Origin of the sequence: Neptunomonas japonica JAMM 1380 (assembly GCF_016592555.1) — a bacterium.
GTDB classification, from domain to species: domain Bacteria; phylum Pseudomonadota; class Gammaproteobacteria; order Pseudomonadales; family Balneatricaceae; genus Neptunomonas; species Neptunomonas japonica_A.
The window spans coordinates 2,951,221-2,973,421 of sequence record NZ_AP014546.1 but is presented as its reverse complement, the minus strand read 5'-3'; the positions used below and the strand labels follow the sequence as shown (position 1 = coordinate 2,973,421).

Sequence of the window (22,201 nt, the reverse complement as noted above, 5' to 3'; positions counted from 1 at the left end):
TTTAAGGGCTGCTATAGGATGACTTATAAAGTACTTTGCAAATTAACAATAGTGTAACGAGGGTAGCAATATGTCGAGAGAAGACTACGAGAACGGACTAAAAGTACGTACAGAAGTGATGGGTGAGGAGTTTGTTCAGCGTGCTATCGACAATACCACAGAATTAACACAACCCGTCCAAGATTGGATCAATGAGCATGCTTGGGGTTCCACATGGCAGCGTGATGGATTGTCGCGCGGTACGCGTTCTCTCGTCACTATCGGGATGTTGGCAGCGTTAAAGGCACCGGCAGAATTAAAAGGGCATGTGCGAGGCGCATTAAATAACGGCTGTACACCCGAAGAGATCCAAGAGGTGTTATTGCACTCTATCGTCTATTGTGGTGCACCTGCAGCTCAAGAGGCTTTTCGAGCGGCAAAAGATGTCATAGAAGAGCATCTTGCAAAGAGTAAATAAGATTGTTGAGTTGATTGGTTTCCAATAACTCTACAGAAAAAAATGCAGAGTTATTGGGGTGTCAAGATGGGGGGGGGGTAGAAAAGCGGGTTCAGGCTGATTTGATGCCCGTTAATGTGCTAAAAGATACCTCTTTTGCCGTACTTAAGAAATCCACCATAAACTCGGCATTTTTCTGATCCTCTCGAATGGCTGCATAAAGCGTACACCACACGCCTTTCTCGCCTAGTGGTCTTGCCGTAACGTACTCGCGTTGTAAGTACTCATGCAGTGCCCAGTTAGGTAAGGCAGCAACACCACGACCGCTAGCCACTAGTTGTAAAATCATAAGAGTAAGCTCGGCTGTGCGAATAGCGTAAGGCTCAATGGAGGCGGGATCAAGAAAGCGAGTAAACAGATCTAGCCGATTTTGGTCAACGGGATAGGTGATGACAGTTTCTTGAGCTAAGTCTTGTGCTTGTATGTATTTGCGGGCATTCAGTTTGTGACGTTTGCTAAGTGCTAATACTGACTCGTAGCTGAAAAGAGGGATATAGGTGATCCCACTGCGCTTTTCAGGGTCAGAGGTAATAACTAGATCGAGGTCGCCACGTGCTAGTGCCGGTAATGGTTGAAATGTGAACCCGCTTGAAAGATCCATTTCTACTTCTGGCCAGTTTTGGCGGAAACGATCTATAGTCGGCATTAACCAATCAAAACAACTATGGCAGTCAATACTTATATTAAGTCGCCCTGTTTCACCGCCAGCAAGTCTGGCTATATCGCGTTCTGAATTGCGTATCATTGGCAATACTTCGTCAGCCAGTGTGAGTAGCCGCTGACCGGCAGAAGTAAAACAAATGGGTTTTGTTTTACGAATGAACAGCGAGCAATTTAGCCGGTCTTCAAGATCTTTGATTTGGTGAGATAAAGCCGATTGTGTGAGGTGAACACGTTCGGCGGCTTCTACTAAGCTGCCAGCATCCCTTAAAGCGGAAAGTGTTTTGAGATGTCTTAATTCAATCATGCATCAGTCCTGAAATAGAGCTGTACGAAGCGCCAGATATTTACAGTGTAGACGGAAAAGGGGGGGCGCGGCCAATCTTCGTGAAGGTTGGCCGTCCATTTTTACTTAACTAATAAGAACTCTATGAGCGCTTTTTGAGCATGTAGACGGTTCTCAGCTTCATCAAATACAACAGATCTTGGATCATCCATCATCTCGTGACTGACTTCTTCGCCCCTATGAGCGGGCAGGCAGTGCATGAAGATGGCGTCTTCGTGTGCGGTATCCATCAATGCGGAGTTGACTTGGTAGCCCTCGAAGCTTTTCATGCGAGCTTCTTGCTCATCTTCTTGTCCCATAGATGCCCAAACATCAGTGACTAAAAGATGTGAGCCTTTCACGGCTTCTTTAGGGTCCCTGAAAATGTTGACTCTGTCTTGGTGTTTCGCAACCAAGGCCATGTCAGGGTCAAACCCTTCAGGGCAGGCAATATTTAGAGTAAAGTCCAATAATGCCGCGGCGTTAATGTAGGAGTGGCACATGTTGTTACCATCGCCAATCCACGTCACCGTTTTGCCTTTGATATCACCGCGATGCTCAAGGAAGCACTGCATGTCAGCGAGTAGCTGGCAGGGGTGGTAATCATCAGTCAGTGCGTTGATAACAGGCACTTTTGAATGCTTGGCAAAGGTTTCAATGGTGTCATGACCAAATGTACGGATCATCACTATATCGACCATGCTTGAAATCACACGAGCTGAATCCTCTATCGGCTCTCCACGGCCCAGCTGAGTGTCTCGTGAAGATAGAAACATCGCGTGCCCACCTAATTGAGACATGCCGGCTTCGAAAGAAACGCGGGTACGTGTCGAAGATTTCTCAAAAATCATAGCCATGACTTTGTTATTAAGAGGTGCGTAAACTTCACCTCTATTGCGCATGGCTTTTAGTTCTATAGCACGATGCATTATCTGCTTTAGCTCTTCAGAAGAAAGGTCCTGAAGTGTTAAAAAATGTCTTGTATTCATATACCGTAATGCCGCCGAAGCGGCTTTCCATGTTGTAATAGCGCTAACCTTTAGTTTCTTGGTTTAGAGCGCTCATCAGCAGCGTAAATTTTGATTAGCTTAGACAGGGTGTTAACCATTAAATCAGCTTCTGTATCTGTCATTACCAGTGGCGGTAGTAAGCGAACCACATGCCCACCGCCTGTGATATTCAGTAAGATGCCTTTTACTTTGGCTAAAATAGCGAGTTCAGAACCTGCTTCATTCAATTCGATAGCAATCATTAGGCCTTTGCCGCGAATTTCTTTAATGTAATTCGTGCCACCTAATTGTTCTTGAAAGCCGTCCAGTATGCGCTTGCCGAGTGTTGCTGCACGCTCGCATAAGTTCTCATTCATGATGGTATCGGTGACCGCTAAGCCTACCGCGCACGCCAGAGGTGAGCCGCCAAATGTTGAGCCGTGAGAACCTGGTTGGAAGGTTGTTGCCGCGCGACCTTTTGCAAGGCAGGCGCCAATTGGGAAGCCATTTCCTAAGCCTTTCGCTGTTGTGACAACATCAGGAATAATGTAAGTGTGTTGATAGGCGAAATAGCGCCCTGTACGTCCATTACCTGTTTGTACCTCGTCGAGCATTAATAGCCAGTCGTTGTCGTCACAAATAGCTCTTAATTCTGCAAGATAGTCGTCAGCAGGAATCTGTACGCCGCCTTCACCAAGAATAGGTTCAACGAGTATGGCAACAACATCTTTGTTGTTGGCAGCGATGGAGCGAATTGCTTCTGCATCATCGTAAGGTGCACGAACAAAGCCGTTAAGCAGCGGCTCGAAACCGGCTTGTGCAGCTCGGTTGCCTGTTGCGCTTAATGTTGCAACGGTACGGCCGTGGAAAGAGCTTTCCATTACGATAATAGATGGTTTGTCGATGCCTTTTTCGTGGCCAAATTTACGAGCTATTTTGATAGCTGCTTCGTTTGCTTCAGCACCTGAGTTGCAAAAGAAAACTTTATCCATGCCTGAAATATTGGTTAATCGTGAAGCAAGCTCTTCCTGAAGTGGAATATTATACAGGTTAGAGGTGTGAACTAACTGACCGGCCTGCTCACAAATCGCGTGAGTGACAGCTGGGTGTGCATGCCCTAATCCACAAACAGCTATACCAGACAGAGCATCTAGATATTTATTGCCATCAGTATCGAAAAGCCAGCAGCCTTCCCCGCGCTCAAAACTTACGGAGAGTCGTTTGTAAGTATTCATTAAAGGCTGTTGTGCCATATTATTTACTCCCTACAACGAAAAAAGGCAGCCATGGCTGCCGTTTAAAGAACAACATTCTATTGATAGTAGTCTTTTTTCGCAACTATGCAGGATGATCAGCTTGAAATCCATTGAGGTAAGCACCATAAAAGGTCTAAGAGTAGAAAAAAAGTCGCATATTAGGCGTCGTTTTGTACCATCTTATCCGAGTAATTTGGTTGGGTATGTGGTAAGATTTTACAAATTTTATAGTGATTAGTCTTAATAACACCAGCGTCTTCAGAAGGTAGCCAGATGAGCGTAATTGATACCATTAAAGAACAGATCGAGAGCAATGCAATCCTGTTATACATGAAGGGGACGCCTCGTTTCCCTCAGTGCGGGTTCTCATCCAAATCATCAGAAGCGCTGATGGCATGCGGCGAGAAATTTGCATTTGTAAATATTTTGGAAAACCAGGAGATTCGTTCTGAGTTACCAAAATATGCTAATTGGCCTACTTTTCCTCAGCTGTGGATTAACGGTGAATTAGTAGGCGGATGCGATATCATTTGTGAGCTAGCTGAGTCAGGTGAGCTAGATACTCTAGTGAAAGCTGCTGCTGAAGCTGATGATAGTGCTGCAAGCGAATAAGAATTTTTAAGGGTAGTAATTTTTGCTATCCTTATTTTTGAATATTAAACCGGACGATATCGGAGATAACAATGGGCGTACTTGTAGGAAAACAGGCTCCTGACTTTACTGCTGCAGCAGTACTGGGTAATGGTGAGATTGTAGATGGTTTCAATCTTAAAGAAGCGATCAATGGAAAATGTGGTCTGCTATTCTTTTACCCACTGGATTTTACTTTCGTTTGTCCTTCAGAGTTGATCGCACTTGATCATCGTATGGACGCGTTCACAGAGCGTGGCGTTGAGGTTATCGGTGTTTCAATCGACTCTCAGTTCACGCATAACGCATGGCGTAACACACCTATCAACGATGGCGGGATTGGTCCTGTTAAGTACACGTTGGTAGCTGATGTTAAGCATGAAATCTGCAAAGCTTACGATGTTGAGCATGATGCAGGTGTTGCATTTCGTGGCGTATTCTTGATCGATAAAGAAGGTAATGTTCGTTCGCAGATCGTTAACGATCTGCCATTAGGACGTAACATGGATGAGTTGATCCGTTTAGTTGATGCGTTGCAGTTCCATGAAGAGCACGGTGAAGTTTGCCCTGCAGGTTGGAACAAAGGCGATAAAGGTATGAATGCTTCTCCAGATGGTGTTGCTGCATATCTAACAGCAGAGTCTGACAAGCTGTAATTAAGTTAGAGGCAATAAAAAACCCGCGCTGTTAAAGCGGCGGGTTTTTTTATGTCTAGACTTTGTGTTTTGGTTAGTCGTCGTGGTCTTGTAAAGCTAATACCATGTCCCAGCCGCCAAGGTCTTTCCAGCGGTTTACAATCCCGCAGAATAATTCAGCTGTTTTTTCTGTATCATATAATGCGGAATGCGCTAGTTTTCCATCAAAAGGAATGCCAGCAACATCGCATGCTTTAGCTAAAACAGTTTGGCCGTAAGCAAGCCCTGATAGCGCCGCAGTATCAAATGTGGAGAAGGGATGGAAAGGGTTGCGCTTCATATCTACTCGGGAGGCCGCAGCACTAACAAATCCATGATCAAAAGAGGCGTTGTGGCCGACTAAAATTGCTCGCTTGCATCCGTGTGCTTTGACCGCACGCCTTATAGGCTTGAAAATCTGTTCCATCGCTTGGATCTCTGGAATTGATTCGCGGTTAGGGTCGTAAGGGTCAATACCTGTAAAGTCTAAAGCTGCTTGCTCTAGATTGGCGCCTTCAAAAGGCTCAACCTCAGCGACAAAGCTTTGATCAATGATCAAGTATCCCTGTTCATCCATAGTTAGGGTTACTGCCGCAATTTCCAGTAGCGCATCTGTGCGAGCATTAAAACCTGCTGTTTCTACATCAATGACTACAGGTAGATAACCGCGAAAGCGCTCAGACATTAACTGAGAGATTGTATTATTACTCAAAAGGTATCCTTAATAATGACTGCTTGAAATGTTCTTTCATTCGGGACATTCTAGCAGCCAGAATTGATGTTAGCCAAACAGAAGTGTCTTGAATTAGCATTAGAGCTTATAGTTGTTCTAGTGCTGTTGGAAGTTTTCTCTTAAATTGTTGCCTGGATTATGACGCTAATAATTAAGCTGTTCTTTTTAATGCTCTTTATGCTGCCGCTACAGGTAGTGCATGCAGTGACTTTTATGGTTGCTATCGATCAGTCAAGCTGGGATGTAGAGGCATCTCAATTTTCTTGCCGATTGGAGCAAGCGGTTCCCTCTTACGGTATTGCTCGTTTTTTTCATGAGGCGGGAGAGAAAGCGGTTTTTCAGCTGCTGCCTACACAAAAGGGAGCCCTATCAGGGAAGGTTAAATTGGTTGCTGAGGCGTCGGCATGGCAGCCTGGTGTCGCGCCTGAGATGATTGGCGTTGTTAAAGTCAGAGCCGGTGATCGTCAGGTTAATGTTAACTCTGACTATGCTGGTGAGATGCTGGTTGCTCTGTACCGGGGCATGTCGCCCACTTTTACCATGCCAGGTTGGATGGGTTCGAATGAGGTGTTGCGTGTTGGTTTGTCTGCCGCAAACTTTCAAAAATCTTATAATAACTATGTCGAATGTGTTGATCAGTTATTACCGGTTAACTACCGACAAGTAGCAAGAACGGCTGTGCTTTTTCCGCCAGCGCAATGGCGTCTGTCTGATTCAACAAAGGCGCGTATGGATCTGATCGTTGAATACATTAACGCAGATGAGCGTGTCTCGTCTGTTTATGTAGATGGTCATTCGGATAATGCTGGGCGCAGACTTTTAAACCGTGACTTGTCAAAGCAGCGTGCAGAAGAAGTAACGCGTTATTTGGTCTCTAAAGGGGTGGATGAAAAAATACTTACCACGCGTTACCATGGTGAGCGTTATCCTGTTGTTGCAAATTCCTCTGCCAAGAATCGTGCCCGTAATCGTCGTGTAACAATTCGTCTTGAGCGCTAATGATGGAAGTGTTTCTTCTGTTTAAGAGCTGCTATAATATCGCGCTTTAAAATACATATTCTCATAGTTGTGGTTTTGCACAGCTGTTATTCAGTGGAGCTCTTTGTTGATGTCCGATATTAAAAAAGTAGTACTGGCTTATTCTGGTGGATTGGATACATCGGTTATCGTCCGCTGGTTACAGGAAACTTACAACTGTGAAGTGGTTACATTTACGGCAGACTTGGGGCAAGGCGAAGAAGTAGAGCCTGCTCGTGCAAAAGCTGAGGCGTTAGGTGTTAAAGAGATCTATATTGATGACCTGCGTGAAGAGTTTGTACGTGATTTCGTTTTCCCAATGTTCCGTGCCAATACTGTTTACGAAGGTGAGTACCTGTTAGGTACATCAATCGCTAGGCCTCTTATTTCTAAGCGCTTGATTGAAATTGCTAATGAGACCGGCGCTGATGCTATTTCTCACGGTGCTACTGGTAAAGGTAATGACCAGGTTCGTTTCGAACTGGGTGCTTATGCGCTGAAGCCTGGAGTTACTGTTATTGCTCCTTGGCGTGAGTGGGATCTGACTTCACGTGAAACGCTGATGGCGTATTGTGAAGAACATGATATCCCTGTTGATTTTTCAACGAGCAAGAAAAAATCGCCGTATTCAATGGATGCTAACTTGCTTCATATCTCCTATGAAGGTGGCGTTCTTGAAGAGCCGTGGGCTGAAGCTGAAGATGACATGTGGCGTTGGTCTGTTTCTCCTGAAACTGCGCCGGATGAGCCGACATATATTGAATTGACCTACACTAATGGTGATATTACAGCGATTGATGGTGTAGAGCTTTCTCCAGCAACTATACTAGAGAACCTGAACACAATCGGTGGTGCAAACGGCATTGGTCGTTTGGATATCGTAGAAAATCGCTTTGTGGGTATGAAAGCACGTGGTTGCTACGAAACACCGGGCGGCACAATTATGTTGAAAGCTCATCGTGCTATTGAGTCTATTACCCTAGACCGCGAAGCTGCACATCTGAAAGACGAGTTAATGCCTCGTTACGCTAAGCTTATCTATAACGGTTTCTGGTGGTCTGAAGAGCGTAAGATGCTTCAGCAGATGATCGATTACAGTCAGCGTAATGTAAACGGTGATGTTCGTCTGAAGCTTTATAAAGGTAACGTCGTTGTTGTTGGGCGTCGCTCGGATGACAGCTTGTTTGATGAAAGCATTGCAACATTTGAAGATGATGCTGGTTCGTATGATCAGAAAGATGCAGAAGGTTTCATTAAGTTAAATGCTTTACGCATGCGTATTGCTGCAGGTAAAGGTCGTAATTTACTTGAAGATTAATTTTCAAATGTAAAATACGAAAAAAACCCGCTTATTAGCGGGTTTTTTTGTATAACGAGTGTTTTTCTAATAGGCTGATTTATATTGGTTTATGTTTTTTAAGATGCGAGTGCATGTCAAATAGCCGTTTCGGAAAATCAGTCCTGATTGTCGATTATAAGTTGGATGAATTATCCAGGCTTAGAGATATCGTATCGGGTTTAGGTTTTGAGCAAGTTGAAGCGGCATCATCGGTAAATATGGCTGTAAGTTATCTGCGTGAGATGGAATTTGATATTGTGCTTGTTGCTTATGATATGGGCAAAGCGGAGAAAAATGGCCTGCAAGTTGTGCAGGAGGCATTCGCTGAAAAACTACGCCTCTTTCAAACACGCTTTTTGCTTATTATTGATTCTGCTTCGTCCTCTTTGCTTGTTGGTTCATTAGAAAGTGCGCCTGATGCTTATATTACTCGTCCGTATGATCGTGCAAAAATTCAAAACCTCCTAGAAAAGCTGCAGCGAGTTAAAAACGCAGTCTATCGTGTGGAAGAAGCGATGGATAACGGTAAGTGGAGTGATGCACTAGAGTATTGTGCGCGTTTGATTGATGTTTATCCCGGACTTAAAATTTACTTGGAGCGTCTTCAGGGGGTTTGTTTGCTTGAGTCTAAACGCTACCAGGAAGCTGAAGTATTGTTCGGCCAGTTAGTCGCTTCTAGAAAGCAGGTCTGGGCGCAAGTCGGGCAGGGAATGTCCTTTTATTTCTTGGGGCGTCATCAGGATGCGATTAAGATTTTGCAGCAGGTTGTTGATCAGCAACATATTTCTGTTGAAGCGTTTTCATGGTTGGCGAGAAGCATGCATGTTTGTGGTGACTTGTCGCAGTCTATTATTCTTATGCGTAAAGCTGTGATGCTACAGCCTGCTGTTCCGCAGTTGCAGTCGGAAATGGGTAATTTGGCTGTCTGCGCGCAAGAATGGGGTTTGGCTATTGACGCATTTCGTGCGGTACTGAAATATTCACGTTACTCGGTGTTTCAAGATCCTGATCACTACTTCTCATTGGTACGTTGCCTTATTGCTTCATACCAAGTGAAGAAAGAAAAACAAGAAGAGCTTGAGCTTGAAGCGATCCGGACAATGGAAGATGTTATGAGAGATTTTTCAGACGATATCTCGGTGCAGTTTCGGGCTCACGTAATTATTTCAGAGCTGAGAAAAGTGCTTGGCAATAATGAGCTAGTAGAGGCTGAGTTACAGCAAGCGGTAGAGCTTTTTAGCCGGATGAGTGTTTCTGAACAATGGCGATGGATGGACTGGGTTATTGATGCCACCGAAGGCAATCCTGTAGCAGATAAAGTTAAGCTGATTCGATCGCAACTGCTACAAGCCGAGCCGGTGCCTTCATGGGTTACGTTTATGAAGAGTGGCTTACAAAAGTATAAAAAAGGTGATGTAGTGAGTGCTGCAGTGCTCTTTAGACAAGCTGAGTCAGCGGGTGCACAAAGCGTGGCTATTGTTTTGAATCTAGCTCAAATGGAAATTGAGTTGAAGTTGCAAGCTCACAAGGAGCTCTCTTTAAAGCATTGGGTTGATTGTTTGTTACGATTGAATCAGTTGAATTTTGGCGCTTTATCAATAAAACAACATAAGCGCTTTAAAGCATTATTGCAGCGCTACTCTGGTATTCAGATTAAAATGGAAGGAGCGGATTAGAGCCACGATTCGTCATCAGATAAAATTGATGTGCTTTCACTACTTTCTTCTGTTTCATCACCTTGATTGATTAACTTCCTTGCTAGTTTTCTTGTTAGTAATTTCCGTTGAGCTGCATCAGGTAAATCAGTGAAAATAATAAGATTACGAGACACCATAAGCTCTACTAAATCCTCCACGATACGGGCTATTCCCGTGTCTGAGCTATCTAGGTAAGCGTCGGGTGTCATTTCGTCATTGTTGAGCGATAGGAAAGCTAGAACGTCTGGATTTTTCAGATCAACAGCTTCTGCACCGTCTTGTAGAGTCTCTGATAAGCCTGTAATGCGGCCTTCAGTGTTACGTAGGGCGTATAACATAAACCATTCTTCTTTCAGTTACTTAGATACATGCTAGTATGTAGGCTTTAGTGGATATTGGTCAAGAAAATGGATGTAGTACAAGACCCTCTTCTTAATTGTTTAGTGCATTTAACCCAGCAGAACCATCGTCCTATGTCGGCAGATGTTCTTCGAGAAGGGTTGCCGCTTATTAATCATAGGCTCACTCCTAAACTGTTTGTCAGGGCAGCGAAAAGAGCTGGTTTCTCCTCACGGATTGTTAAACGAGGTCTCTCGGGTATATCTGCGTTAACTTTGCCTGTAGTGCTTATTCTTAATGATGATCAAGCCTGTATTTTTCAAGAAATTGATACCCAAACAGGTGAGGCTGTTATTATCCAGCCTGAAAGCGGTGGTGCTCATCGGTTATCCTTGAAGGACTTAGAGAGCAGTTACTCTGGTCATGCAATCTTTGTGCGCTTGGAGTATCGCTTTACCGAGCGTGTCTCTCGGGTTTTAGATCAGCAGGAAGGCCACTGGTTTTGGGGAACCATTTGGCGCTCTGCAAAAATTTATAGAGACGTATTAATTGCTTCGTTTCTAATTAATTTATTTGTCTTAGCAAACCCTTTATTTGTTATGAATGTGTATGACCGTGTAGTACCCAATAATGCAATAGAGACATTGTGGGTGCTCGCTATTGGTGTCTTCATTGTTTATCTGTTTGATTTTGGCTTAAAGATGTTGCGCGCTTATTTTATTGAGCTAGCAGGTAAAAAGACGGATATATTATTATCTTCGATGCTTTTTGAAAAAGTGATGTCATTACAATATGCTGTTATGCCGCGCTCAGTTGGCGCCTTTTCAAATAACTTACGTGAGTTTGAAAGCATTCGTGGCTTTTTAAGCTCTACTACTAATTCTATTTTAATTGACCTGCCGTTTGCCGTTATTTTTCTTATTGTTATTGGCATGATTGGTGGGCCATTAGTTGTTGTTCCGTTGGTCGGCGTCCCTGTTATTATTATTTATTCACTGTTTATTAGTGGCAAGCTTAAAGCCGCAGTAGAAAAAACATTTGAATCTTCAGCGCAAAAAAACTCGACTTTGGTGGAGTGCTTGACGGCGATGGAGACAGTCAAGACGCAACGAGCCGCATCCTCATTGCAGCTGCGTTGGGAGCAAGCTGTCGGATACATTGCGAAGTGGGGCATGCAGGCCAAAATGTTATCTAACTCGGTAATGAACTTTGCCGGTTTAGTGACTCAATTATGCTCCGTGTCATTGGTCATTTACGGTGTTTATCTGATATCAGAGCGTGAACTGTCAATGGGGGCTCTTATTGCTTGTGTCATATTGGCAGGACGGGTGCTTCAACCAATGGCGCAAGTTGCTAGTTTGATAACCAACTTTCACCAATCTCGAACGGCGCTAGAAACATTAGACAGTATTATGCAGTTGCCTGATGAGAGGGATAAGGATCGACAGTTTGTACACCGCCCTGAATTAGCAGGGAAAATTGAATTTAAAGATGTGCATTTTAAATACCCAGGTACCGAACAGGCATCCTTAGAAAAGGCTTCATTCACACTAAATCCGGGCGAAAAAGTTGCTTTGATTGGACGCATTGGCTCCGGTAAAACAACCATCGAGAAGCTCATTATGGGGTTATATAAGCCTGATAGTGGTTCGATTCGCTTGGATGATATTGATTTAAACCAAATCGATCCAATTGATCTGCGCCGTCATGTTGGTTATGTCCCACAAGATATTATGCTTTTTGATGGAACGGTCAGAGATAATATTGTTATGGGTTCTCCTGAAGTAGATGATGAGGTGCTGGTAGAAGCTGCTGCACTAGCTGGCGTCGATAGCTTTGTACATCGTCACCCTTTAGGCTTTGATCTACCTGTAGGTGAGAGAGGTGCTGCGCTTTCAGGTGGACAGCGCCAGGCCGTTGCAATAGCTAGGGCACTTATCCATAAGCCGTCTATTCTTATTTTGGACGAGCCTACAAACTCAATGGATAACGCCTCAGAAGAGTATATCCGAGGCCAATTAGAGACATACGGTAAAGGGCGTTCGGTTATTTTGGTGACACATAAAATGTCGCTGTTGTCGTTAGTGGATAGAATTATTGTAATGGATGGTGGCTTAGTGGTGGCTGATGGCCCTAAAGCAGTAGTTTTGGATGCTCTTAAGCAAGGGCGCCTGCACATTCAGCGTTAAGGAAATGTCATGAGTCAAAAATTATCCACAGATGATTTATTGTATATGCCCAGTGTGAGCGAAGCCATGCTGGAGCAAACGCCTAAAGGTGCTCGGTTGCTGCTTTGGAGTATGCTGGCTTTTGTCTGTATTTCTATTGCTTGGGCTAGTTGGGCTACGCTGGATGAAATCAGCAGAGGTGAGGGTGAAATTATCCCTTCTCAACAGTTGCAAGTGGTACAGAACTTAGAGGGTGGGATTATTTCTGAAATTCTTGTGTCAGAAGGTGATCTTGTAGAGAAAGGGCAGGTTCTATTACGTATTGATGACACGCGCTTTGCTAGTTCCTTTAAAGAGAATAAAGTGCGTGAACTAGAACTATTGGCAAAGGCGGCGAGATTAAAAGCTGAAGCGGCCTCTCAACCATTTGCTGTTCCTACGGGCTTTCTGCCTGAATATAACTCTTTAATCACTCAAGAGCAGACTCTTTATGTGGCAAGAAATAACGAACTAAAAGCGACATTAGGTATTTTAGGGCAGCAGGTCGACCAAAAGCGTCAGGAGTTACGTCAAGCTGAATCAAAGAAAACTCAGTTATCCCGTAGTTATGGGTTGTTGAATAAAGAAGTGAAAATTACCCAGCCATTGGTCGCAGAAGGTGTTATTTCGGAAGTTGAGTTTTTGCGTTTAAGGCGTCAGGTTAATGACTTGCGTGGTGAGCTAGATGGTATCCGCCTTAGTATTCCGCGTATTAAGTCATCGTTAAATGAAACCAAGAAAAAGCTGAATGAGGCTGAGTTGCAGTTTATTAGTGTCGCTAGAGCGGAGCTTAACGAAGTGTTATCTGAAGTGGCGCGTTTAAAAGAATCGCTGGGCGGTATGCAGGATAAAATTACACGTACTGAAGTGCGCGCGCCGGTTAAAGGAACGGTTAAACAGTTATTAGTAAATACAATTGAAGGGGTTATTCAGCCGGGTGATGAACTCATTAATATTATTCCATGGGAAGACACTCTTTTAGTTGAAGCTAAATTAAAGCCTTCTGATATTGCTAAGGTAAATGCAGGGCAAAGCGCTGTTATTAAAGTATCGGCATATGATTTTAGTATATATGGAGGCGTTGATGCAGAAGTAAGCTTTGTATCTCCGAGTACTATATTAGATGAAGATGGTAAGCCGCATTATATAGTGCGCTTAAAAACGGATAAGCCTTATATTGGACAAAATGAAGCCTTACTGCCACTTATTAGTGGGATGACAGTAAGTGTTGATATTATGACAGGCAAGAAAACGGTAATGGATTATCTACTCAAGCCTATTCTAAAAGGTAAAAGCCGTGCATTAACCGAGCGTTAATTTTACTGGGTTAATATCACTCGTTTTATTCAATAGTCTTATATTCAAAGGTATATAAAAAATGGTGAATATCAGTTTTTCAGCTATTATTTTGAGATAGTCGTAGTTAATGGAATATTAAGATGAAACTGTATATTGTTTCCGCCAATAAGGAAGTCGTGGCTCGTTGGACTGCATATGCAGGGGAGAACAGTGTTGAAGTAATTGAGTTAGATCAATTACTATTGCACAAGGTTAGTCAGCCAGGTTGCGGTCTTGTGCACATTGGGGCTTTAAATGCTGATTCTGTTGAACAGTTATGTGTACTGCACCCGCATATTAAATGGGTCGCAATGAGTGACTATCCGTGTGATGCTGAAGGGCTTCAATGTTTAGAAAAAGGTTTTCGCGGCTATATTAACACTTATGTGTCGCAGTCGTTGTTTAGTGAGTTGCTGAATGTTGTTGCAAATAATGATATTTGGGCGGGCCCCTCAATAACACAAATTTTGCTTAAACAATATTTAGGTAATGCTGCCAAACCAAAGCCTGTCTCTAATGTAAATAGCGCTGTAAGCTACGGCTTCACCGACCGAGAAGAAGAAGTACTTAATAGCTTGGTTACTGGTGCATCAAATAAAGAAATAGCTCGTGTATTAGGCATTACAGAGCGAACCGTAAAAGCACATGTAGCAGCGCTTTTAAATAAAACTGGAACAAAGGATCGTTTGTTGCTTGTTTTAAAGTTAACGCACCAAGTAGCATAAATAATTATTCTGGAGAGTAGTGTGATACTAAAAAGGACCTTGCTTGCTTTCGCTGTTGTAATCGGTTCAGTGCAGAATGTCTATGCGAACCAGTTAGAAGAAGTGGTGACCGGTGCTGTATTGTCTAGCCCTGAAGTTAAACGGAGCATGGATGCACGCAACGCTGTTTTTGAAGAGGTGCGCCAGGCAAGAGGTGGTTTTTATCCCAAAATTGATATTGCTGCTGGTGTGGGGTATGAGTGGACAAAAAATACGGCGACGATAAACGCCATCGGCGGTGATGTGGAGTTAAAAAGGCGAGAAGCAAGCATTAGCCTACGACAAATGCTATTTGATGGTTTTTTGACGGGTAATGAAGTCGATCGTCATGCTTTTCGTCTTGAGGCCGGTAACCATCGATTGAGAGAGGTAGCTGAAGAGAAAGCTTTGGCAACCACTCGGGCTTATATTGAAGTTATCAAGCGTAATGAGTTACGCAATCAGGCAAATGTGACATTGTTTAACCATGTCAAAGTATATGAGCAAATTCGTAAACGCTCAGAGTCAGGGTTAGGTACAAGGGCGTCTTTGCAGCAAGCAAAAGGCCGTCTCGCTTTGGCCGAAGTTAATGTGCTCTCTGCTGAAAACAACATGCGCGATGCTCAGGCGTCTTATCTGCGTGTCGTGGGTCAAAAAGCACCTGAAGAGCTTGAAGTGCCTGAGTTTAATATTGAGTCTTTGCCTGAAAATGAAGAAACTAGCATCAAAAGGGCTATCGCTAATCATCCTACGTTAAAGCTAGCGCAGGCCGACGTGCAGGCCGCAGAGGCACAATATGGTTCTGCGCGTAGCTTGTTGTATCCAAAGTTGAACTTTGAAGTAGATCGTAATTGGAACAGTAATATAGATGGTGTTGAAGGCGATAATGAAGATTTAACAGCAATGTTTCGGGTACGTTATAATCTTTACAATGGTGGTAGTGATAAAGCGAGAATTCGCCAGACACGCCATCAGATCAATGAAGCAAAAGATATCCAGAGTAACGCTGAGCGTCAAGCGGTCGAGAGCGTTGGGCTTTCTTGGAACGCTTATGAGATTCTGGGACGTCAGTTGGTCTTTTTTAGGCAGCATGTTGATTCAAGCACTCAAACACGTGATTCATATTTAAAGCAGTTTAATATTGGTCAGCGCTCATTACTTGATCTTCTTGATACAGAAAATGAAGTGTTCTCCTCTAAGAATTCAATGATCGCGGCGAAATATGATTACTTAATTGCGCAATACCGTTTACTCAATGGTATGGGCGAAATGTTAGAGTTGCTTAAAGTTGATCTAGAGCCTTTAGCGTCAACTTCTTTGGAAGGGGATGATACAAGGGTTATCCCCCCACGCGATGCTGAAAAAAAGCTTCTATATAGGTAAGAAGCTCACGCTTCATCATTAAGTGCGTTTGCAATATAAGGGTATCGTCGATAAAATCGCGCGTGCTTGAAGTCTTTGGAAGGGTTGCTGCGAAGCAACCCTTTTTCGTTTATATGGGTCATTATGAAATCACATAAAATTTTACAGGCGCCTGTACCAATGCGCTGGGTTGGGCCTCTGAAAATATCAGGGCATGTCTTAAATGAGAAGTTATCTATACCTCTAGCAACTTATGAAACTCCATTGTGGCACTCTGTTGGCCGTGGTGCGCGGGTATCTGTGTTGACAGAAGGCATTAAAACGACAGTGATTGATGAACGTATGACCCGTTCAGTATTGTTAGAAGCAGACGATGCGTTAGCCGCACACTTGGCTGTAGAGTCGATTAAATCCAGACGTGATGATCTCAATTCAGTGGTCTCTACATCGAGTCGCTTTGCAAAACTAATAGATATGCATAGCCAGATAGTCGGTAATTTAATTTATCTGCGCCTCGAGTTTAACACCGGTGATGCATCGGGCCATAACATGGTGACCAATGCGGCGGACAAGATTATTCCTTGGTTACTGAGTGAATACCCTCAATTACGTTACTCTTCGATTTCTGGGAATTACTGCTCCGATAAAAAAGCCACGGCGGTTAACGGTATTCTTGGGCGTGGTAAGTATGTTGTAAGCGAAATCATTATCTCGCGGGAATTGTGCGAGCGTCGTTTATTAACAACGCCAGAAAAAATTGTTGATCTGAATATTAAAAAGAACCTGATCGGTACAATGATCGCTGGTGGCTTGCGCAGTGCAAATGCCCATTTTGCTAATATGTTGTTGGGCTTTTATCTGGCAACAGGGCAGGATGCAGCGAATATTATTGAAGGCTCTCAGGGGATTGTTCATGCCGAAGTGCGTGACGGTGATCTGTATTTCTCCTGCACACTGCCCAATATAATTGTGGGTAGCGTCGGTAATGGTAAAGGATTGGAATTTGTTGAGGAAAACCTCACAAAGCTGGGTTGCAAAGACTCTCGTGAAGCCGGTGAAAATGCACGTCGCTTAGCCGCTATTTGTGCCGCAACTGTGTTGTGTGGCGAGCTGTCATTGTTAGCAGCCCAAACCAATCCTGGTGAGTTGATGGAAGCGCATCTGAAGTTGGAGCGGTGATGACTGATTCAACGAATGATAGGAAAATTGAGCATATTCGTGCGTTTGATCGTGACCCTGCGATAGAGCGAAATGCGCGCTATTTTGATCGAATTCATTTGTTGCATCGGGCTTTGCCTGAAATAGACCTGGCTGATGTTGATTCATCGGTACAGATGTTCGGGAAAACGTTAAGTTTTCCATTGCTGATATCCTCCATGACCGGAGGTAATCATGATCTTGTTAGAAAAATTAATACCAATTTGGCCATTGCCGCAGAGCATTGTGGTGTTGCGCTCGCGGTAGGATCTCAGCGCGTGATGTTTGTTGATGAGCAGGCGCGCAGTAGTTTTGAATTACGCCAACATGCACCGACAACCGTATTGATTAGCAATGTTGGTGCAGTGCAGCTTAATTATGGCTTTGCTGTGAAAGAGTGTCAGCAGGCCGTTGATGTTTTAGATGCGGATGCGTTATATCTGCATTTGAACCCTTTGCAAGAAGCAGTGCAGCCTGAAGGTGATACTAATTTCAAAGATCTAGCGGCTAAAATCGTTAAAGTACGTGCGGGTGTTTCGGTTCCCATCATGCTTAAAGAAGTTGGTGCTGGGCTGTCTCCTGCTGATGTGCAGCTGGGCTTGCAAGCGGGTATTGAGTATTTTGATATTGCGGGTAGTGGTGGTACTTCGTGGAGCCGTATTGAACATCAGCGTCGGTTAAATAAACAGGATGACCTTGGGATTACCTTTCAAGATTGGGGGATTCCAACGCCATTAGCACTTAAGTTAATGGCTCCATATCAAGCGCAGGCTACTTTTGTATCGAGTGGCGGCGTAAGGGATGGGATTGATATGGTGAAATCTGTTATACTCGGCGCCTCAATTTGTGGAGTGGCGGCTCCGTTATTACATCCCGCCATGGAGTCGGCAGAAGCTGTTATAAATGTGATCGAGCGTTTACGCCGCGAATTTGTAACAGCGATGTTTTTACTGGGAATGCCTGATGTGGCGTCGTTATTCAGGAACGAGTCTCTTATTCTTGAAGAGCGCTGAGGAACATATTCAAATATGTCATCTGTTGGTATCGATCAAATTAGTTTTTATACGTCAAATTATTTTCTTGATTTGAGAACGCTGGCTAAGGTCCAAGAGACTGACCCTGATAAGTATTATCAGGGCATTGGCCAAGAGAAAATGAGTATGGCTGCTCACGATGAAGATATCGTGACCATGGCTGCAAACGCTGCTTACCCGCTTGTAGAAAATGGTGAAGCGGAGCAGGTTTCTACCTTGTTATTTGCAACTGAAACCGGCATAGATCAGTCTAAAGCGGCAGGTATTTATGTTCATCGCCTTTTAGGGTTGAATAATAATTGTCGTGTAGTTGAGTTAAAGCAAGCATGCTATAGCGCGACTGCAGCTATCCAAATGGCATGCGCACTTGTTGCTAGGCAACCTGAAAAGAAAGTTTTGGTGATTGCGTCAGATATTGCGCGCTATGATCTGAATACGCCGGGCGAAGCAACGCAAGGGTGTGGCGCCGTTGCTATGATGGTGACAGCTCAGCCGCGTGTATTGGAAATTGACCCTGAAGTGGGAAATTATGCTGAAGATGTCATGGATTTCTGGCGACCAAACTACCGTAAAACTGCATTGGTAGATGGTAAGTACTCGACAAAAATTTATCTCAAAGCATTGAAAAAAGCGTGGGAAGACTTTCGAGAAAGTAGTTCTTTAACGTTCAATGACTTTACGCATTTCTGTTATCACCTTCCTTTTAGTCGTATGGCGCAAAAAGCGCATCAACATTTGGCTAAAGCAAATAAAAGTGAGTTAGATGCTAATGGCCTAGAGCAGCAAATAGCTGATACTTTGTCTTATAATCGCATTATTGGTAATAGTTATACTGCCTCTATGTATATTGGTTTGACATCTTTGCTGGAGAATTGCCAACAAGACTTAGCCGGTAAACGAGTCGGTTTTTTTAGCTATGGTTCTGGGTGTGTCTCTGAGTTCTTCTCAGGGAAAGTTGCTGAAGGTTATCAACAGTTCTTGTTTACAGATCTACACCGAGACATGCTGGATAAGCGTCAAGAGGTGAGTTATGACGAATATCTAAACCTTTATAAAGCCCCGGATCCTAGAGATGGTGAAGTTCATACTATAGCGGCGGATACACAAGGGCGTTTTCGTCTTGCCGCTATTTCTCACCATAAGCGTGAATATGTAGCTATTTAATGCGTGCTTGTGCTCCGGGGAAAATCATACTGAGTGGTGAACACTCTGTTGTCTACGGAGCACAGGCGGTTGCCGTTGCCATTCAAAAACACACCACCGTTAGTTTTAAACCTTTAACAGAAAGTAACACCATTAATACGCTATTTGCAGGTATCTCTTCAGGTGTTCACTACCCTTTGCATGCACTTGGTTCGTTAAAAGAAAAGCTCGACTCTCGTTTTGAGTCTTTTGCTCAGGGCCTACTGCCTATTCAGAATATTCTGACAAAACCTGATGATCTGCTGATGTATACCTTGTCTTCATTGGTACATCATTTGCCTGTTCCAGGGCGCGCTTCCACTCAAAGCTATCTGCCGTTGCCGGGGCGTTTGTCTAGTACAACCGAGTTGCCGTTGGGGTCTGGTATGGGGTCTTCTGCTTCAGCAATAGCGGCAACCCTGGTGCTTTTTGAGCGTTTGCTTGAAAAGCCATTAGGCATAGATCAACGCTTTGAAATGGTAAGGTTTTGTGAGAGATTGCAGCATGGGCGTGGTAGTGCTATTGATGCCGCTGCGGTTACTTATGGTGGCATGAATCATATTCACCACGGTAATGTAAACCGGCTTGATGCTAGTTTAGGTGATGGTTGGTACTGGATATTTACAGGAAAACCTCAAGTCAGTACCGGTGAGTGTGTTCAATATGTAAGAAGCCGATTTGAGGATGATAATCAGCTGTGGAATGATTTTTCACAAGTGACGTCTACCTTGATTAAGCATCTTGCCGAGCCGCCTAGAGTAATAGATTGTGTTAAAGAAAATCATCGTTTGTTGTGTCAAATAGGCGTTGTTCCCGATTCAGCAAAAGCACTGGTTGAGCGTATAGAGGCGAGCGGTGGAGCTGCAAAAATAAGTGGGGCGGGAGCACATAAAGGGGTAGCTGGTGGTTTAGTGCTGGCTTTCCTTCCTAGTCAGGTGGTAAATACGTTGATGAATGACTTTCCTCAATACCTTTGGGGGAACGTTGAGGAGGATAAGTTAGGTGCACGCTACATCGGTGATTAAAGTAACAGCGCCTGGCAGTATTATGCTGATGGGGGAGCATGCGGTGCTGTTTGGCCATAGAGCAATCGCGTGTGCAGTTGATAAGCGTATACAGGTTACACTAACTCCTCGATCAGATAGGGCGGTGTTGGTACGTTCTAGCCTTGCTGATTACTGTTCTACTCTAGATGCTTTGGAAGCGGATTCAAGGCTAAGCTTTGTGCTATTTGCTATTGAGCAGGTTGCTGAAGGGCTGCTATGTGGTTTTGAGTTGGATATTCACTCTGAGTTCTCACACACGGTGGGTTTGGGTTCTTCTGCTGCAGTTACCACGGCGGTTGTGAAGGCCGTTTCTGAATATGGCCAAGAGAACCTAACAAAGCGACAGTTGTTTGATCGTGCTTTAGCGGTTGTTCACGGCGTACAAGGGCGCGGATCGGGTACTGACTTGGCGGCAAGCGTATATGGGGGCCTTATCGGCTACACGGTTGAACCGCGACATATCTCTGCGCTTAATGGTTTGCCTCCAATTTCGTTGTTTTATTCTGGCTATAAAACTAAGACGCCAGACGTATTAGCGATTGTGGCACAAAAAACAGAAGCCTTGCCTGAGCTTTATAATGCGATTTATCAGCTTATGAATGAAACTACCATTAAGGCAGAGGATGCGATTCAGAAACAAAACTGGGAAGAACTCGGTTTGTTAATGGATATGTATCAAGGGCTGATGGACGCACTAGGTGTAAACGATTTGGCGTTGTCCGACATTATCTATTCGTTGCGTAAATCGGAGGCCATCCTTGGCACAAAAATTTCAGGCTCGGGTTTGGGGGATTGTGTAATTGCATTAGGTTCAGACGATGCCTTAACCTTGCCGTACGAAATGATACCCGTTGCTGTCAGTGGCGTAGGAGTTGAGTGTTATGTTGACTGAGAACTTTACAAAAGCTGATATCGTCGCTCGTTATTTGCCTGAAAAATTGATAGCCACCGATCAAGCAGAAGCATTTGCACCTAGCAATATTGCCTTATGTAAGTATTGGGGGAAAAGGCAGAGTGAGCTAAACCTGCCGGTCAATTCGAGCTTATCAATTTCATTGGCGCATTTGGGAACGCGCACCCAAATACGCCCGTCTCAGACAGGTGAAGATCAGGTTGTTCTCAATGGTCAGTTGTTGCCTGTTGAGTCTTCTTTTGCCTGTAAAGTGATCTCCTTTGTGGATTTATTTCGAAGGGGTCGGTCTTATCCGTTGATTGTCGATACACGCAACAATATACCGACAGCGGCAGGTTTAGCCTCGTCTGCTTCGGGGTTTGCTGCTTTGACTCAGGCAATTAATCAGTATTTTCAGTTACAGCTCCCTGATGCTGTGCTTTCAGCATTTGCACGTATGGGCAGTGGTAGTGCCTCCCGCTCCATTTATAGCGGTTTTGTTGAATGGCGGATGGGGCTTCAAGAAGATGGTATGGATAGCCATGCGTATCCTTTAGATATTATTTGGCCCGATTTGAGGGTGGGTTTAGTTAAAGTCAGCACTGCTGTAAAGGCCGTGGACTCTCGTTCTGGAATGAAGAGGACGGTAGAAACTGCTAGTTTGTACCAGAGTTGGCCTGCGCAGGCCGCTCAGGATTTAGAAAAAATACATCAGGCATTAAGTGATGGAAACTTCTCGGAGCTAGGTGCTGTAGCAGAGCATAACGCAATGTCGATGCATGCCACGATGATTGCTTCATGGCCTCCATTGCTTTATTGGCAGCCCGATTCAGTTGTGGCGATGCAGAAAATATGGGCTTTGCGTGAGGCGGGCGTTGAGGTGTATTTCACTATGGATGCTGGACCGAATTTAAAATTGCTTTTCCAAGAGAAAAACCAAGCACTGCTTGAAACTGAATTCCCTGGGCTTGAAGTTGTTGCTCCTTTTGAAGCGAGTGAGTCTTTAAATTCATCTACAACAACGGTTAAAGAGCCTTCGTAGCTT

The 22,201-nt window shown here is 44.1% G+C and carries 21 protein-coding genes; 16 read left to right on the top strand and 5 right to left on the bottom strand.

From position 1 onward, the window contains the following. Positions 1 to 70: 70 nt before the first annotated feature. Entirely contained in the window at positions 71 to 457 is a 387-nt protein-coding gene (locus NEJAP_RS13900; RefSeq protein ID WP_201347797.1) for a carboxymuconolactone decarboxylase family protein, read from the top strand. A gap of 91 nt (positions 458 to 548) precedes the next feature. Here NEJAP_RS13900 and NEJAP_RS13895 read toward each other — a convergent pair whose 3' ends face one another. The 3 genes from NEJAP_RS13895 to NEJAP_RS13885 form a co-directional block, all read right to left on the bottom strand. Further along, positions 549 to 1,463, bottom strand: coding sequence for a LysR family transcriptional regulator (locus NEJAP_RS13895; protein ID WP_201347796.1), 915 nt, complete (start codon positions 1,461 to 1,463; stop codon positions 549 to 551). Positions 1,464 to 1,564: 101 nt separating this feature from the next. Next, positions 1,565 to 2,470, bottom strand: coding sequence for an ornithine carbamoyltransferase (gene argF, locus NEJAP_RS13890; RefSeq protein ID WP_201347795.1), 906 nt, complete (start codon positions 2,468 to 2,470; stop codon positions 1,565 to 1,567). 50 nt (positions 2,471 to 2,520) lie between these two features. Further along, entirely contained in the window at positions 2,521 to 3,723 is a 1,203-nt protein-coding gene (locus tag NEJAP_RS13885; RefSeq protein ID WP_201347794.1) for an aspartate aminotransferase family protein, read from the bottom strand. A gap of 276 nt (positions 3,724 to 3,999) precedes the next feature. Here NEJAP_RS13885 and grxD point away from each other — a divergent pair, with 276 nt between their 5' ends. Both grxD and NEJAP_RS13875 read left to right on the top strand, forming a co-directional pair. Further along, on the top strand, positions 4,000 to 4,338 hold the full coding sequence (gene grxD, locus NEJAP_RS13880; RefSeq protein ID WP_028471438.1) for a Grx4 family monothiol glutaredoxin: 339 nt from the start codon (positions 4,000 to 4,002) through the stop codon (positions 4,336 to 4,338). Between the two features lie 71 nt (positions 4,339 to 4,409). Next, on the top strand, positions 4,410 to 5,012 hold the full coding sequence (locus NEJAP_RS13875) for a peroxiredoxin (RefSeq protein WP_201347793.1): 603 nt from the start codon (positions 4,410 to 4,412) through the stop codon (positions 5,010 to 5,012). Between the two features lie 73 nt (positions 5,013 to 5,085). On the opposite strand, the gene rnt is transcribed toward NEJAP_RS13875, so the two are convergent. Beyond that, complete coding sequence (gene rnt / locus NEJAP_RS13870) at positions 5,086 to 5,715, bottom strand: ribonuclease T (protein WP_028471436.1); 630 nt, start codon at positions 5,713 to 5,715, stop codon at positions 5,086 to 5,088. Positions 5,716 to 5,901: 186 nt separating this feature from the next. Here rnt and NEJAP_RS13865 point away from each other — a divergent pair, with 186 nt between their 5' ends. The 3 genes from NEJAP_RS13865 to NEJAP_RS13855 all read left to right on the top strand — a co-directional run bounded on the left by NEJAP_RS13865 (position 5,902) and on the right by NEJAP_RS13855 (position 9,795). Then, complete coding sequence (locus tag NEJAP_RS13865) at positions 5,902 to 6,762, top strand: flagellar protein MotY (protein ID WP_201347792.1); 861 nt, start codon at positions 5,902 to 5,904, stop codon at positions 6,760 to 6,762. A gap of 109 nt (positions 6,763 to 6,871) precedes the next feature. Beyond that, positions 6,872 to 8,098 (top strand): argininosuccinate synthase, encoded by a 1,227-nt coding sequence (locus tag NEJAP_RS13860; protein WP_201347791.1) that lies wholly within the window; start codon positions 6,872 to 6,874, stop codon positions 8,096 to 8,098. Positions 8,099 to 8,211: 113 nt separating this feature from the next. Next, a complete protein-coding gene (locus NEJAP_RS13855) occupies positions 8,212 to 9,795 on the top strand; it encodes a tetratricopeptide repeat protein (RefSeq protein WP_201347790.1) in 1,584 nt (527 codons plus the stop codon). On the opposite strand, the gene NEJAP_RS13850 is transcribed toward NEJAP_RS13855, so the two are convergent. Further along, positions 9,792 to 10,154, bottom strand: a complete 363-nt coding sequence (locus NEJAP_RS13850) for a hypothetical protein (RefSeq protein ID WP_201347789.1) — start codon at positions 10,152 to 10,154, stop codon at positions 9,792 to 9,794. The two genes, NEJAP_RS13855 and NEJAP_RS13850, sit on opposite strands and share 4 nt — an antisense overlap. Before the next feature lie 69 nt (positions 10,155 to 10,223). Here NEJAP_RS13850 and NEJAP_RS13845 point away from each other — a divergent pair, with 69 nt between their 5' ends. From NEJAP_RS13845 to mvaD, 10 genes are all read left to right on the top strand, one after another. Next, complete coding sequence (locus NEJAP_RS13845) at positions 10,224 to 12,344, top strand: type I secretion system permease/ATPase (RefSeq protein ID WP_201347788.1); 2,121 nt, start codon at positions 10,224 to 10,226, stop codon at positions 12,342 to 12,344. 9 nt (positions 12,345 to 12,353) lie between these two features. Next, a complete protein-coding gene (locus NEJAP_RS13840; protein ID WP_201347787.1) occupies positions 12,354 to 13,679 on the top strand; it encodes an HlyD family type I secretion periplasmic adaptor subunit in 1,326 nt (441 codons plus the stop codon). Positions 13,680 to 13,801: 122 nt separating this feature from the next. After that, entirely contained in the window at positions 13,802 to 14,425 is a 624-nt protein-coding gene (locus NEJAP_RS13835) for a response regulator transcription factor (RefSeq protein ID WP_201347786.1), read from the top strand. A 21-nt stretch (positions 14,426 to 14,446) separates the two neighbouring features. Further along, positions 14,447 to 15,826 (top strand): TolC family outer membrane protein, encoded by a 1,380-nt coding sequence (locus NEJAP_RS13830; RefSeq protein WP_201347785.1) that lies wholly within the window; start codon positions 14,447 to 14,449, stop codon positions 15,824 to 15,826. Between the two features lie 123 nt (positions 15,827 to 15,949). Further along, a complete protein-coding gene (locus NEJAP_RS13825) occupies positions 15,950 to 16,984 on the top strand; it encodes a hydroxymethylglutaryl-CoA reductase (protein ID WP_201347784.1) in 1,035 nt (344 codons plus the stop codon). Beyond that, a complete protein-coding gene (gene fni / locus NEJAP_RS13820) occupies positions 16,984 to 18,015 on the top strand; it encodes a type 2 isopentenyl-diphosphate Delta-isomerase (RefSeq protein ID WP_201347783.1) in 1,032 nt (343 codons plus the stop codon). Before NEJAP_RS13825 ends, fni begins: the two co-directional genes overlap by 1 nt. Before the next feature lie 15 nt (positions 18,016 to 18,030). Then, positions 18,031 to 19,200, top strand: coding sequence for a hydroxymethylglutaryl-CoA synthase (locus NEJAP_RS13815; RefSeq protein ID WP_201347782.1), 1,170 nt, complete (start codon positions 18,031 to 18,033; stop codon positions 19,198 to 19,200). Further along, positions 19,200 to 20,243: a mevalonate kinase gene (locus NEJAP_RS13810; RefSeq protein ID WP_201347781.1), complete on the top strand. Its 1,044-nt coding sequence runs from the start codon at positions 19,200 to 19,202 to the stop codon at positions 20,241 to 20,243. Before NEJAP_RS13815 ends, NEJAP_RS13810 begins: the two co-directional genes overlap by 1 nt. Continuing rightward, the gene (gene mvk, locus NEJAP_RS13805) at positions 20,221 to 21,156 is read left to right on the top strand and encodes a mevalonate kinase (protein ID WP_236590939.1); all 936 of its coding nucleotides are present in this window, start codon (positions 20,221 to 20,223) and stop codon (positions 21,154 to 21,156) included. The genes NEJAP_RS13810 and mvk overlap by 23 nt, the downstream gene beginning before the upstream one ends. Further along, positions 21,146 to 22,198, top strand: a complete 1,053-nt coding sequence (mvaD, locus tag NEJAP_RS13800; RefSeq protein WP_201347780.1) for a diphosphomevalonate decarboxylase — start codon at positions 21,146 to 21,148, stop codon at positions 22,196 to 22,198. The genes mvk and mvaD overlap by 11 nt, the downstream gene beginning before the upstream one ends. The last annotated feature ends 3 nt before the right edge of the window (positions 22,199 to 22,201 follow it).

Excerpts from the sequence above, each read along its gene's own strand:
- NEJAP_RS13900 (WP_201347797.1), top strand. The coding sequence starts at position 71 with ATGTCGAGAGAAGACTACGAGAACGGACTAAAAGTACGTACAGAAGTG.
- NEJAP_RS13895 (WP_201347796.1), bottom strand. The coding sequence starts at position 1,463 with ATGATTGAATTAAGACATCTCAAAACACTTTCCGCTTTAAGGGATGCT.
- argF (WP_201347795.1), bottom strand. The coding sequence starts at position 2,470 with ATGAATACAAGACATTTTTTAACACTTCAGGACCTTTCTTCTGAAGAG.
- NEJAP_RS13885 (WP_201347794.1), bottom strand. The coding sequence starts at position 3,723 with ATGGCACAACAGCCTTTAATGAATACTTACAAACGACTCTCCGTAAGT.
- grxD (WP_028471438.1), top strand. The coding sequence starts at position 4,000 with ATGAGCGTAATTGATACCATTAAAGAACAGATCGAGAGCAATGCAATC.
- NEJAP_RS13875 (WP_201347793.1), top strand. The coding sequence starts at position 4,410 with ATGGGCGTACTTGTAGGAAAACAGGCTCCTGACTTTACTGCTGCAGCA.
- rnt (WP_028471436.1), bottom strand. The coding sequence starts at position 5,715 with ATGTCTGAGCGCTTTCGCGGTTATCTACCTGTAGTCATTGATGTAGAA.
- NEJAP_RS13865 (WP_201347792.1), top strand. The coding sequence starts at position 5,902 with ATGACGCTAATAATTAAGCTGTTCTTTTTAATGCTCTTTATGCTGCCG.
- NEJAP_RS13860 (WP_201347791.1), top strand. The coding sequence starts at position 6,872 with ATGTCCGATATTAAAAAAGTAGTACTGGCTTATTCTGGTGGATTGGAT.
- NEJAP_RS13855 (WP_201347790.1), top strand. The coding sequence starts at position 8,212 with ATGTCAAATAGCCGTTTCGGAAAATCAGTCCTGATTGTCGATTATAAG.
- NEJAP_RS13850 (WP_201347789.1), bottom strand. The coding sequence starts at position 10,154 with ATGTTATACGCCCTACGTAACACTGAAGGCCGCATTACAGGCTTATCA.
- NEJAP_RS13845 (WP_201347788.1), top strand. The coding sequence starts at position 10,224 with ATGGATGTAGTACAAGACCCTCTTCTTAATTGTTTAGTGCATTTAACC.
- NEJAP_RS13840 (WP_201347787.1), top strand. The coding sequence starts at position 12,354 with ATGAGTCAAAAATTATCCACAGATGATTTATTGTATATGCCCAGTGTG.
- NEJAP_RS13835 (WP_201347786.1), top strand. The coding sequence starts at position 13,802 with ATGAAACTGTATATTGTTTCCGCCAATAAGGAAGTCGTGGCTCGTTGG.
- NEJAP_RS13825 (WP_201347784.1), top strand. The coding sequence starts at position 15,950 with ATGAAATCACATAAAATTTTACAGGCGCCTGTACCAATGCGCTGGGTT.
- fni (WP_201347783.1), top strand. The coding sequence starts at position 16,984 with ATGACTGATTCAACGAATGATAGGAAAATTGAGCATATTCGTGCGTTT.
- NEJAP_RS13815 (WP_201347782.1), top strand. The coding sequence starts at position 18,031 with ATGTCATCTGTTGGTATCGATCAAATTAGTTTTTATACGTCAAATTAT.
- NEJAP_RS13810 (WP_201347781.1), top strand. The coding sequence starts at position 19,200 with ATGCGTGCTTGTGCTCCGGGGAAAATCATACTGAGTGGTGAACACTCT.
- mvaD (WP_201347780.1), top strand. The coding sequence starts at position 21,146 with ATGTTGACTGAGAACTTTACAAAAGCTGATATCGTCGCTCGTTATTTG.